A 12,721-nucleotide genomic window follows, 5' to 3' on the forward strand; every position below is an offset into this window, starting at 1 on the left:
ACAGTCAGTCCCGCAAACAAAGGAACGTTGACAGCGCTACCAGCAACGACTAACCAAAGACAAATTGCCAAAACCGCACAAACTGCCGACAATGTTGCCCGCTAAGATCGGGCCGAGTTCGGTGAAGTCTGAAAAAACAAGACGGTCGCGGCGCTAGAGGCGCCGTGGACTTTCGAGGAGGGAGCTAGATGTCGTCTGTGCAAATCCGCGACGTGCGGAAATCGTTCGGCAATTTTGAAGTCCTGCACGGCGTGACTGTACCGATTGAGGACGGCCAGTTCGTCGTTCTGGTCGGCCCCTCCGGCTGCGGCAAGTCGACGCTTCTGCGCATGCTCGCCGGTCTCGAGAACATCACCTCCGGCACGATCTCGATCGGCGACCGCGTCGTCAACAATGTCCAGCCCAAGGAGCGGGACATTGCGATGGTGTTCCAGAACTACGCGCTCTATCCGCACATGAGTGTCGCCGACAACATGGGCTTCTCGCTGAAGCTGCGGAATGCGGGTGCCGACGAGATTAACAAGCGCGTCAAGCGCGCCGCCGAGATCCTCGCGCTGTCGCCGCTGCTCGATCGCTATCCGCGCCAGCTCTCCGGCGGCCAGCGTCAGCGCGTCGCGATGGGCCGCGCCATCGTGCGCGACCCGCAGGTCTTCCTGTTCGACGAGCCCTTGTCCAACCTCGACGCCAAGCTGCGCGTCGCCATGCGCACCGAGATCAAGGAGCTGCACCAGCGGCTGAAGACGACGACCGTCTACGTCACCCACGACCAGATCGAAGCCATGACCATGGCCGACAAGATCGTCGTCATGCATGACGGCATCGTCGAGCAGATGGGCACGCCGCTCGAGCTCTATGACAAGCCCGACAACCAGTTCGTTGCCGGCTTCATCGGCTCGCCCGCGATGAACTTCCTGAAGGGGCATGTGCGCGTCAACGGCGTTGCGACCTTCGAGGGACCGAACGGCGTCAAGCTGCCGCTCAAGACCGCGCCCGCGGCGTCCGACGGCCGTCCCGCAGTCTACGGCGTGCGGCCCGAACATTTCACCATTGCCGACGACGGCGCCGAAGCCGAGATCATCGTGGTCGAGCCGACCGGCTCGGAGACGCAGGTGTTTGCCAAGATCGGCGGCGAGCAGGTCGTCGCGGTCTTCCGCGAACGCCACCAGTTCAACCCGGGCGACAAGGTCCGGCTGAAGCCGGACCCGTCACTGGTGCATCTGTTCGATGAGGCGACGGGAAAGCGCCTGAACGCGTAGCGTAAGTTTAAGTCAAGACAATAAAAAGCATCACAGGGAGGACGACATGCAAGACTTTACCCGCCGGACTCTGCTTCAAGGCGGAACGGCACTGGCTGCGACCGGCATGCTGACCGGGCCGGCACTGTTCGATTTCGCCAAGGCCTGGGCGCAGAGCGCGCCCTGGAAGGCGGAGCCTGGCGCCAAGCTGACCGTGATGCGGTGGAAGCGCTTCGTGCCGGCTGAGGACGATGCGTTCAACGCGATGGTCGCGGCGTTCAAGGCTGCCACCGGCACCGAGATGAACGTGTTCAGCGAATCCTTCGAGGACGTGCAGCCGAAGGCTTCGGTTGCGGCCAATACCGGCTCAGGGCTCGATCTCGCCTGGGGCCTGCACACGCTGCCGCAGCTGTTCCCCACCAAAGTGCTGAAGATGAACGACGTCGCCGATTATCTCGGCAAGAAATACGGCGGCTGGACCGATGCGGCCGCCAAGACCTGCAAGCAGGGCAACGACTGGCTCGGTATTCCCGTCGCCACCAACGGCGGTTACATGACGTACCGCAAGTCGGCGCTCGACAAGGCGGGGTTCAAGGAATTCCCGAAGGACTTCCCCAGCTTCCTCGAGATGTGCAAGGCGCTGAAGGCGAACAACACGCCGGCCGGCTTCGCTCTCGGGCACGCCTCGGGCGACGGCAATTCGTGGCTGCACTGGGTGCTGTGGGGCCACGGCGCCTACACGGTCGACCAGAACGACAAGATCATCATCAATTCGCCGGAGACGGCAAAGGCGCTTGAATATTGCAAGTCGCTGTACGATGCCTTCATCCCGGGCACCGCGTCCTGGAACGATTCCTCCAACAACAAGGCGTTCCTCGCCGGCGAGCTCTATTGCACGGCGAACGGCATCTCGATCTACGTCGCCGCCAAGACCGATGCGAGCAAGAAGGAGCTCGCCGAGGACACCTATCACGCGCTCTGGCCGGTCGGGCCGGTGGGCAAGCCGACCGAGCTGCAGCTTGCGCTGCCGATCCTCGCCTTCAACTTCACCAAATATCCGAATGCGGCGAAGGCCTTCGTCGCCTTCATGCTGGAGAAGGAGAACTACGAGAAGTGGCTGGACGGCGCGCAGGGCTATCTGACGCAGACCTTGAACGCTTATGAGTCGGCGCCGATCTGGACGGCGGATCCCAAGAATGCCGTGTTCTCGCAGGCCTCCAAGCGCACTTTGCCGGCGGCCGGTATCGGTTCGGTCGGCGAAAAGGCGGCGACGGCCATCGCCGACTTCATCGTCGTCGACATGTTCGCCAACTACTGCACCGGCACCAAGGATGCGAAGGGCGCGATGGCGGAAGCCGAGCGCCAGCTGAAGCGCATCTACCGCTGAGCGTCACGGGGCGGGCGGCCATTCGGCCGCCCGCTCGTCAACATTTCGATCAGGGATATCGGGCATGGCTGATGTCGCAATTCCCCGGGCCAAGCCTCAGATGAGCGAGGACAGCGCCTGGACCCAGCTCAAACACAATCGCAACTGGCTCGGCTTCTGGTTCATGGTGCCGGCCATGGCCTTCCTGATCTTTTTCCTGGCTTATCCGCTGGGCCTAGGCATCTGGTTGTCCTTCACCGACACCCGCATCGGCAGGGTCGGGCATTTCGTCGCTACCGAGAACTATGAGTGGCTGTGGGACGATTCCATCTTTTGGCTGTCGGTGTTCAACACGCTGCTCTACACCTTCGTCGCCAGCGCCCTCAAATTCGCGATCGGGCTTTATCTCGCGTTGCTGCTGAACGAGAACATGCCGTTCAAGGCGATGCTGCGCGCGATGGTCCTGATCCCCTTCATCGTGCCGACGGTGCTCTCGGCGCTGGCGTTCTGGTGGATCTTCGATTCGCAATTCTCCATCATCTCCTGGTCGCTGAGGCATCTCGGCCTGATCGACCAGAACATCAACTTCCTCGGCGACACGACCTGGGCACGCATTTGCGTGATCTTCGCCAATATCTGGCGCGGCGTGCCGTTCGTCGCGATCACGCTGCTGGCCGGCCTGCAGACGGTGTCGCCCTCGCTCTATGAAGCCGCAACGCTCGACGGCGCCACGCGCTGGCAGAATTTCCGCTTCATCACCTATCCGCTGCTGACGCCGATCATCGCCGTCGTGATGACCTTCTCGGTGCTGTTCACCTTCACCGACTTCCAGCTGATCTGGGCGATGACGCGCGGCGGACCGGTTAACGCCACCCATCTGATGGCGACGCTGTCCTACCAGCGCGCGATCATCGCCGGGCAGCTGGGCGAGGGCGCCGCGATCTCGAGCGCCATGATCCCGTTCCTGCTCGCCGCAATCATGGTCTCGTGGTTCGGCCTCCAGCGCAGGAAATGGCAGCAGGGAGAGAACAATGACTGATCTGCCCACCAGGTCCGTTGATCTCAAGGCCGTGCTATCGGGATCCTCTCCGACGGTGGCGAAGGACGATCACAGCGAGGGCATGAGCTATCTGCAGTCGGTGCCGCGCCGGATGGTGACGCTGTACCTGCCGCTCGCGATCATCGTCATCGTTCTGCTGTTCCCGTTCTACTGGATGGCGCTGACCTCGGTGAAGCCGGACGAGCAATTGCTCGATCTCGACAGGTACAACCCGTTCTGGACCTGGAATCCGACCTTCAAGCATTTCCACAAGCTGCTGTTCGAGAGCTACTACCCGTACTGGCTCTGGAACACGATGTACGTGGCCGTCTGCGCGACGGTGCTTTCGATCATCGCGTCGGTGCTGGCTGCCTACGCCATCGTGCGCTTGCGCTACAAGGGCGCCAATCTCGTCGGCGGGCTGATCTTCCTTGCTTATCTGGTGCCGCCGTCGATCCTGTTCATCCCGCTCGCCACCGTCGTGTTCCAGTACGGGCTGTTCGACTCGCCGCTGGCGTTGATCCTGACCTATCCGACCATCCTGATCCCGTTCTCGACCTGGCTGCTGATGGGCTATTTCAAGACCATCCCGTTCGAGCTCGAGGAATGCGCGTTGATCGACGGGGCGAGCCGCTGGCAGATCCTGGTCAAGATCGTTCTGCCGCTCGCAATCCCCGGCCTGATCTCGGCCTTCATCTTCTGCTTCACGCTATGCTGGAACGAGTTCATCTACGCGTTGACCTTCCTGCAGTCGACCAGCAACAAGACGGTGCCGGTCGCGATCGTCAACGAGTTCGTGGACGGTGACATCTACCGCTGGGGTTCGCTGATGGCCGGAGCCTTGGCCGGCTCGCTGCCGCTCGTCATCCTTTACGCCTTCTTCGTGGAGCATTATGTGTCCGCGATGACCGGCGCCGTGAAGGAATAATCGCGGGGTCTGCCACGGAGCGCGCCGGAGGCTGCGCGCTCCGGCCAATAACCAAGGAGTTAAGCTCTTGCACGTTCTGGTTCTGGGCGCCGCCGGCATGGTCGGCCGCAAATTGTGTGAACGGCTGTTGCGTGACGGCCGGCTCGGCAAGAGCGACATCACCAAGCTCACCATGCATGACGTGGTCGAGCCGAAGAAGCCCGAGAAGGCTGGTTTCCCCGTCGAGACGGTGTCGGGCGATTTCGCCGTGCCGGGCGCTGCCGAAAAGCTGATCGCCGGCCGCCCGGACGTGATCTTCCATCTCGCCGCGATCGTCTCGGGCGAGGCCGAGCTCGATTTCGACAAGGGTTACCGCATCAATCTCGATGGCACGCGAATGCTGCTCGATGCCATTCGGTTGGTCGGTGGCGGCTACAAGCCGCGCGTGGTGTTCACGTCCTCGATCGCGGTGTTCGGCGCGCCGTTCCCGGATGCGATCGGCGACGAGTTCTTCCACACCCCGCTGCTCAGCTACGGCGCTCAGAAGGCGATCGGCGAATTGCTGCTGGCCGACTATTCGCGCCGCGGCTTCCTCGACGGCATCGGCATCCGGCTGCCGACCATCTGCATCCGGCCCGGCCTGCCCAACAAGGCGGCATCCGGCTTCTTCTCCAATATCCTGCGCGAGCCGCTGGCCGGCAAGGAAGCGGTGCTCCCGGTTTCCGAGGATGTCCGCCACTGGCACGCCACGCCGCGCTCGGCGGTCGGATTCCTGCTGCACGCCGGCACCATGGATCTCGCCGCGGTGGGCCCGCGCCGCAATCTGACCATGCCGGGCCTGTCGGCGACGGTCGGCGAGCAGATCGCCGCGTTGAAGCGGGTTGCGGGCGAGAAGGTCGCGGCGCGCATCAAGCGCGAGCCTGATCCCTTCATCGTCGGCATCGTCGGCGGCTGGCCGCGCAATTTCAATGCGAAGCGGTCGCTCGAGCTCGGCTTCACCACTGCCGAGAAGACCTTCGACGACATCATCCGCATTCACATCGAAGACGAGCTCGGCGGCAACTTCGTCGCATGATCTCTGACTGAGCGGGCCCTGGTGATGGCGAGCGTTGCTTGCATCGGCGAGTGCATGGTCGAGCTCAGGCAGGCGCAAGGCGGCGCGTCTGCCGGGCAAGGGCAGGGCGGCGGGCTGTATTCGCGCGGCTTCGGCGGTGATACCCTCAACACCGCCGTCTATCTGGCGCGGCTCGAGGTCAAGGTCGATTATTTCACCGCGCTCGGCGATGACGGCCTCAGCGACGAGATGATCGCGGCCTGGAACGCGGAGAATGTCGGCACGAGGCGTGTCGTGCGGCTGGCCGGCAAGCTGCCCGGCCTCTACATGATCCAGCTGGATGCGAAGGGCGAGCGCCAGTTCTTTCACTGGCGCGACAGCGCGGCGGCGCGGCAGCTGATGAGCCTGCCAGAGACCGATGAACTCCTCAACTCGCTGATGAGCTACGACATCGTCTATCTCTCCGCGATCACGCTCTCGATCTACGATGCGCCCGGCCGCGAGCGCCTGTTCGCTGCAATCAAGCGCGCACGCCTGCTCGGCACCCGCTTCGTGTTCGACACCAATTTTCGCGCGCGGGGGTGGCCGGACCGCGACGTCGCGCGCGAGGTATTTGCGGCTGCTTTCACCGCCGCCGACATCGTGCTGACCTCCACCGAGGATCTGCTCGCGCTCTATCCCGGCGAGAGCAACGATCAGCTGATGGCACGTATCCCGACGCCCGAGCTGGTGTTCCGGCTCGCCGAGCCCGTGAGCCTGCTGCGCTTCCCCGGCGGAACGAGCGAGGTCCGTGCCGAACCCATGACCAGCCCCGTCGTCGACACCACGGCGGCCGGAGACAGCTTTGCCGCGGCCTATATCGCGGCCCGGCTCGCCGGTTCCGATCCGGTCGAGGCCGCCCGGGCCGGGCATCGCCTCGCCAGCCTCGTGATCTGCTATTCCGGCGCCATTATTCCGGGCTATGCCATGCCGCCGAAGAAACGACACCGGCCGGCGACCTCCCGCCAGGCGACCAAGTAGAAGCGACCAAGTAAAGATCGAGACCTATGACCACGACTGCCCAACAGAACCATCTCGCCGCGCTGTTCAAGGCGGCGACCGTCATTCCCGTGCTCACCATCGAGCGCATCCAGGATGCCGTGCCGTTGGCGCGCGCGCTGGTCGCCGGCGGCGTCCGCACGCTGGAGGTGACCATGCGCACCCCGGTTGCGATCGAGGCGGCGCGGGCGATGATGGCCGAAGTGCCGGAGGCGGTCGTCGGCATCGGCACGATCCTCAATCCCACCGACTTCACCCGTGTCGAGAAGCTCGGCGTCGCCTTCGGCATCAGCCCGGGCCTGACCCCCGATCTCCTGAAGGCCGCAGCCCACAGCTCGCTGCCGTTCGCGCCGGGCATCGCCACGGCGTCCGAACTGATGCTGGCGCTTTCGCACGGCCTCGACGTTGCAAAATTCTTCCCGGCCGAGCAAGCCGGCGGCATCAAGGGCCTGCGTTCGCTCGCCGGCCCGTTCCCGAACGTGCGGTTCTGCCCGACGGGCGGCATCGGTGAGGCCAATGCGGCGAGCTGGCTCGCCGAGCCCAACGTGGTCGCAGTCGGCGGTTCCTGGCTGTGCCCGACGGCCGAGATCAAGGCCGGGAACTGGGCCGGCATAACTGCCATCTGCCAGCGCACCCTCAAGGCCCTGAAACCCGCGTGAAGTCTTGCCATCCCTGCGCTAAGACTTAGCTCAGGAAGAGAGACCTCAGGGAGACATGACCATGACCGCCAGCATCGTCGGATGGGCGCATACGCCGTTCGGCAAGTTCGACACCGAAACCGTCGAAAGCCTCGTCACCCGCGTCGCCAATGAGGCGATGGCCGATGCCGGCATTTCGGCCGGCGATGTCGACGAGATCGTGCTCGGCCATTTCAACGCGGGCTTCTCGCCGCAGGATTTTACCGCCTCGCTGGTGCTCCAGGCCGACCCGAAGCTGCGCTTCAAGCCGGCGACCCGGGTCGAGAACGCCTGCGCCACCGGTTCTGCCGCCGTGCACCAGGGCCTGCGCGCGATTGCCGCAGGCGCCGCCAAGATCGTCCTGGTCGTCGGCGTCGAGCAGATGACGCGCACCCCGGGGCCCGAGATCGGCAAGAACCTGCTGAAGGCATCCTACCTGCCCGAGGACGGTGACACCGTCGGCGGCTTTGCCGGCGTGTTCGGCAAGATCGCCAGCTCCTACTTCCAGAAATACGGCGACCAGTCCGACGCGCTGGCGCTGATCGCGGCCAAGAACCACAAGAACGGCGTCGCCAATCCCTTCGCCCAGATGCGCAAGGATTTCGGCTTCGACTTTTGCCGCGCCGAGAGCGAGAAGAATCCCTACGTCGCCGGCCCCCTGAAGCGCACCGACTGCTCGCTGGTCTCCGACGGCGCCGCCGCGCTGGTGCTGGCCGACGCCGAGACCGCCAAGGGCATGGCCAAGTCGATCGGCTTCCGCGCCACCGCGCACGCCCAGGACTTCCTGCCCATGAGCAAGCGCGACATCCTCCAGTTCGAGGGCTGCACCGTCGCCTGGCAGCGCGCGCTGGAAAAGGCGGGGGTCACGCTGTCCGATCTCTCCTTCGTCGAGACCCATGACTGCTTCACCGTGGCCGAGCTGATCGAATACGAAGCGATGGGCCTGACGCCGCGGGGGCAGGGCGCCCGCGCCATCAAGGAAGGCTGGACGCTGAAGGACGGCAAGCTGCCGGTCAATCCGTCCGGCGGCCTCAAGGCCAAGGGCCATCCGATCGGCGCCACCGGCGTCTCCATGCACGTGATGACCGCGATGCAGCTCGCAGGCCAGGCGCCCGAGGGCATGCAGCTCAAGAACGCCAAGCTCGGCGGCATCTTCAACATGGGCGGCGCCGCTGTCGCCAACTACGTCTCGGTGCTGGAGCCGCTGAAGTAGGCTCTCGTAGGGTGGGCAAAGGCGCGAAGGCGCCGTGCCCATCATCTTCCTTGCGTTAGATCATGGTGGGCCCGCTTCGCCTGGCCCACCCTATGGCTCCTGATTGATTGGCGGAAGAGCATCATGAGCACTGACTACGAAGACTCGCTGTCGATGGACGCACTCAACGGTCGAATTGCGATCCTCGAGGACAATATACGGCAGCTCATCGAGCAGGCCGCGGCCGCTTCAGGCGAGCAGAACGAGTCGCGCATCGCCGACCGGATCAACCAGCAGAACGAAGAGCTCGACCGGCTCCTCAAGATCCGCGAATCCCGCCAGAAGAAATAGCCGCCGATATCACCGCGCGGCGCATGCGGCCATACGCCGGCCGCCCTTGTGCGCGCGGCTTTGCTGCCTTTAGCTGGACCGAAATCGCGGGGCCGCGCCTGGCCCCCGCGCAATCGGGAGCGAATGATGGGGCCGCTGAAGGGCATCAAGGTCATCGACATGACCACCGTGCTGATGGGGCCTTATGCGACCCAGATGCTCGGCGATTACGGCGCCGACGTCATCAAGGTGGAATCGCTCGATGGCGACGTCACCCGCCTGATCGGCCCGATGCGCCACGCCGGCATGGGCCCGGTGTTCCTCAACACCAACCGCAGCAAGCGCTCGATCTGCCTCGATCTGAAAAAGCCGGCGGGCCGCGAGGCCGTGTTGCGACTGCTGAAGGACGCCGACGTTCTCGTCTACAACGTCCGCCCGCAGGCGATGGCGCGGCTTCAGCTCGGCTACGACGTCGTCTCGAAAATCAACCCGCGCCTCGTCTATGCCGGCGTGTTCGGCTTTGGCCAGGATGGCCCGTATGCCGCAAAGCCCGCCTATGACGATCTGATCCAGGGCGCCACCGCGCTGCCGGCGCTGATGGCGCAGACCGGGGACGGCGTGCCGCGCTATGTGCCGAACGCGCTGGTCGACCGTATCGTCGGCCTTACCGCCGTCGGCGCGATCTGCGCCAGTCTCGTGCATCGCGACCGCACCGGACGCGGCCAGCGGGTCGATATCCCGATGTTCGAGACCATGGCCGGCTTCGTCATGGGCGATCACATGGGCGGTCTCACCTATGAGCCGCCGCTCGACAAGGGCGGCTATGCCCGCCACCTCTCGCGCGACCGCAGGCCCTACAAGACCTCGGACGGCTATCTCAGCGTCATCGTCTACAACGACAAGCAGTGGGACAATTTCTTCAAGGCGACCGCGCGCGACGACCTCCGCGCCGATCCCAGATTTGCGACCTTCGCCGGCCGTGCCGCCAATATCGATGTGGTCTATGCCGAGCTCGCGCGCATCTTCGAGACGCGCACGACCGCCGAATGGATCGAGCTGCTGACCAAGGCCGATGTCCCCGTGATGCCGATGCACGACCTCGCCTCGATCCTGCACGACGAGCATCTGGCGGCGACGAATTTCTTCCCCGTCGTGACCCATCCGACCGAGGGGCCGATCCGCAGCATGAAGGTGACGGCGACCTGGTCGGAGACGGAGGCCGAGCCGGTGCGGCTGGCCCCGCGGCTCAACGAGCACGGCGCGGAGATTCTTCGCGGGATCGGATACTCCGCCGACGACATCGCCGCCATGGTGCGAGACGGTGTTACGCGGTCGGTGCCGGAGTAGGGGAGGCACCATGAGCTTCATCACCGGCGTCGGCCTCACGCCCTTCGGCAAGCACGAAGGCTCGTCCTCGCTCGACCTGATGAGCCAGGCGGCACAAGCCGCGCTCGACGATGCCGGGCTGACGCGTGCGGACATCGACGGCATCCTCTGCGGCTATTCCACCGTCTCGCCGCACATCATGCTGGCGACCGTGTTCGCCGAGCACTTTGGCATCCGCCCCGCTTACGCCCACGCCGTGCAGGTCGGCGGCGCCACGGGGCTGGCGATGACGATGCTGGCGCATCACCTCGTCACCTCGGGCGTCGCGCGCAACGTGCTCGTCGTCGCCGGCGAGAACCGGCTCACCGGGCAGAGCCGTGATGCCTCGATCCAGGCGCTGGCGCAGGTCGGCCATCCCGACTACGAGGTGCCGCTGGGGCCGACCATTCCCGCCTATTACGGCCTCGTCGCCAGCAGGTACATGCACGAATATGGCGTGACCGAAGAGGATCTCGCCGAATTCGCGGTGCTGATGCGCGCCCACGCCTGCACCCATCCCGGTGCGCAATTCCACGACCCCATTACCGTCGCCGACGTCATGGCCTCGAAGCCGGTGGCGATGCCGCTCAAGCTGCTCGACTGCTGCCCGGTGTCCGACGGCGGCGCCGCCTTCGTCATCAGCCGCGAGCGGACCGGGGAGGCGGGCGTGCGCATCCGCGGCTGCGCGCAGGCGCATACCCATCAGCATGTCACGGCCGCGCCCGCGCTCAGTGAACTCGGCGCCGAGATCTCCATCGCCCGCGCCAAGAAGGCCACGGGCCTTGCGATCTCCGACGTGCGCTACGCCGCGATCTACGACAGTTTTACCATCACACTCGCGATGCTGCTGGAAGACCTCGGCCTTGCCGGCCGCGGTGAGGCCGCAGCCCGCGTGCGATCAGGCCATTTCAGCCGCGACGGCGCGATGCCGCTGAACACACATGGCGGCCTGCTCAGTTACGGCCATTGCGGCGTCGGCGGCGCCATGGCGCATCTGGTCGAGGCGCATTTGCAGATGACGGGGCGGGCGGCGAGCCGCCAGGTGCGCGACGCCTCGATTGCGCTGCTCCATGGCGACGGCGGCGTGCTGTCGTCGCATGTGAGCATGTTCCTGGAGCGAGTGCGATGAGCGGGCGTCTGGCAGACTGGACCAAGGGCGAAGCGGCCATCACCTTTCAGACCTGCAACTCATGCGGGCATGTGCAGTATTTCCACCGCGCCTTCTGCGCGGCTTGTGGCGAATCGGATCCGCACGAACAGCGCGCCAGCGGCAAGGGCAGGGTCTATGCCACCTCGCTGGTCTGCCGCGCCGCCACACCCGAGACGCGCGCACACGTGCCCTACAACATCCTGCTGGTCGATTGCGCCGAGGGCTTTCGCATGATGGCGCATGGCGACAACGGACTCGCCATCGGCGACTCGGTCGTTGCGAGCTTCAAACCGTTCGCCGGGGAGCTCGTGCCGTTCTTCACGAAGGAAATGTAACGGGATTCGTCATTCGGGGGCGGTCATGGACCGAGCCTGGAACGGGTATTCTGGGCCTGGCCTGTGCGAGGGGCCACCCCGGAATGACGAAAACTCTAAAACTCCAACTAACGCCCGTAGAACAAGATGCTGGCGATGACGAGCATCGCCGTCACCGCCAGCATATGCGCGAGCGCTCCCGAGGCCGCCCCCTTGGTGGCTTCCTTCATGCCTTTTTCTCCCTAGACTTGGGCGTGACTCATCGTTGTGCGGCTAGCGCACCCGATGGCCAATTGTTTGACTCGGAACACCCCATTTGCGAGTACTCACCGCGATTTGTCCCCACGCGGCGAATATCGACTGTGTCAGGGTCGATCAGCAATGCGGCGGCAATTTGACTCGATAATGTTGCTCCTGCGTCCTCGCGCGAATAGAGTCTTTGGGAACTTGCGCGGACGACGACAAAAAGCATCAAAAAATCAGGGAAAACTTCAGGAAAATCATGGCCCGCATCAGCTACAGCGACCCGTCCAAGGCATCCGACCGCACCCGCGAAATTCTCGACAAGAACCGCAACGCCAACATCTTCCGCATGATGGCGCACTCGCCGAGCTATTTCGAGCAGTACTGCCGCTTGGGGGGCGCCATCCGTCACAAGGGCGAGCTCGATCCGGTCGTGCGCGAGCTTGCGATCACCCGCACCGGAATCTTGTGCGAGGCGCCGTACGAGATCGTCGCGCACAAGCGGATCGGCAAGAATGTCGGCGTCACCGACGCGCAGAACGAGGCGCTCGAAAACTGGCAGGCGGCGACGTGCTTCAACGAGGTGCAGCGCGCCGCGCTCGCCTTCACCGACGAGATCGTGAAGCTCAGGAAGCCGACGGATGCGACCTTCAAGGCGATCGCAGCGAAGCTGACGCCGGCCGCGCTGGTCGAGCTCCAGCTCTCGGTCGGCTTCTACATCATGACCTCGAAATTCCTGGAGACGTTCGAGATCGATCTCCAGCCCGTTACCGAAGTGGTGGGCTGATCGAAGCACCGCGGCGAGGGATGC

General features: G+C 64.5%; 13 protein-coding genes. All 13 read left to right on the forward strand.

Annotated elements, in window-relative coordinates; genetic code table 11:
- Nucleotides 1-188 precede the first annotated feature (188 nt).
- The 13 genes from A3AS_RS0122580 (at nt 189) to A3AS_RS0122645 (ending at nt 12,697) form a co-directional block, all read left to right on the forward strand.
- Complete coding sequence (locus A3AS_RS0122580; protein ID WP_018319832.1) at nt 189-1,256, forward strand: ABC transporter ATP-binding protein; 1,068 nt, start codon at nt 189-191, stop codon at nt 1,254-1,256.
- A 46-nt stretch (nt 1,257-1,302) separates the two neighbouring features.
- Complete coding sequence (locus A3AS_RS0122585) at nt 1,303-2,622, forward strand: ABC transporter substrate-binding protein (protein WP_018319833.1); 1,320 nt, start codon at nt 1,303-1,305, stop codon at nt 2,620-2,622.
- A gap of 100 nt (nt 2,623-2,722) precedes the next feature.
- Nucleotides 2,723-3,640, forward strand: a complete 918-nt coding sequence (locus A3AS_RS0122590) for an ABC transporter permease subunit (protein WP_018319834.1) — start codon at nt 2,723-2,725, stop codon at nt 3,638-3,640.
- Nucleotides 3,633-4,568, forward strand: coding sequence for a carbohydrate ABC transporter permease (locus A3AS_RS0122595; protein WP_018319835.1), 936 nt, complete (start codon nt 3,633-3,635; stop codon nt 4,566-4,568). Before A3AS_RS0122590 ends, A3AS_RS0122595 begins: the two co-directional genes overlap by 8 nt.
- 67 nt (nt 4,569-4,635) lie before the next feature.
- Nucleotides 4,636-5,622, forward strand: coding sequence for a D-erythronate dehydrogenase (gene denD, locus A3AS_RS0122600; protein ID WP_018319836.1), 987 nt, complete (start codon nt 4,636-4,638; stop codon nt 5,620-5,622).
- 24 nt (nt 5,623-5,646) lie between these two features.
- Nucleotides 5,647-6,621, forward strand: coding sequence for a sugar kinase (locus A3AS_RS0122605; protein ID WP_018319837.1), 975 nt, complete (start codon nt 5,647-5,649; stop codon nt 6,619-6,621).
- 26 nt (nt 6,622-6,647) lie between these two features.
- Complete coding sequence (gene eda / locus A3AS_RS0122610; RefSeq protein ID WP_018319838.1) at nt 6,648-7,298, forward strand: bifunctional 4-hydroxy-2-oxoglutarate aldolase/2-dehydro-3-deoxy-phosphogluconate aldolase; 651 nt, start codon at nt 6,648-6,650, stop codon at nt 7,296-7,298.
- A gap of 61 nt (nt 7,299-7,359) precedes the next feature.
- Nucleotides 7,360-8,529 (forward strand): acetyl-CoA acetyltransferase, encoded by a 1,170-nt coding sequence (locus A3AS_RS0122615; protein ID WP_026202261.1) that lies wholly within the window; start codon nt 7,360-7,362, stop codon nt 8,527-8,529.
- A 123-nt stretch (nt 8,530-8,652) separates the two neighbouring features.
- Nucleotides 8,653-8,859, forward strand: a complete 207-nt coding sequence (locus A3AS_RS0122620) for a hypothetical protein (RefSeq protein ID WP_018319840.1) — start codon at nt 8,653-8,655, stop codon at nt 8,857-8,859.
- A gap of 126 nt (nt 8,860-8,985) precedes the next feature.
- On the forward strand, nt 8,986-10,185 hold the full coding sequence (locus A3AS_RS0122625) for a CaiB/BaiF CoA-transferase family protein (protein ID WP_026202262.1): 1,200 nt from the start codon (nt 8,986-8,988) through the stop codon (nt 10,183-10,185).
- A 10-nt stretch (nt 10,186-10,195) separates the two neighbouring features.
- Nucleotides 10,196-11,332, forward strand: a complete 1,137-nt coding sequence (locus A3AS_RS0122630) for a thiolase family protein (RefSeq protein ID WP_018319842.1) — start codon at nt 10,196-10,198, stop codon at nt 11,330-11,332.
- Nucleotides 11,329-11,688 (forward strand): Zn-ribbon domain-containing OB-fold protein, encoded by a 360-nt coding sequence (locus A3AS_RS0122635; protein ID WP_018319843.1) that lies wholly within the window; start codon nt 11,329-11,331, stop codon nt 11,686-11,688. The genes A3AS_RS0122630 and A3AS_RS0122635 overlap by 4 nt, the downstream gene beginning before the upstream one ends.
- A gap of 481 nt (nt 11,689-12,169) precedes the next feature.
- Nucleotides 12,170-12,697, forward strand: coding sequence for a carboxymuconolactone decarboxylase family protein (locus A3AS_RS0122645; protein ID WP_018319845.1), 528 nt, complete (start codon nt 12,170-12,172; stop codon nt 12,695-12,697).
- Nucleotides 12,698-12,721: the final 24 nt, after the last annotated feature.

The sequence above is a fragment of the Bradyrhizobium sp. WSM2793 genome (genome assembly GCF_000379585.1).
In the GTDB taxonomy this organism is placed as follows: Bacteria; Pseudomonadota; Alphaproteobacteria; order Rhizobiales; family Xanthobacteraceae; genus Bradyrhizobium.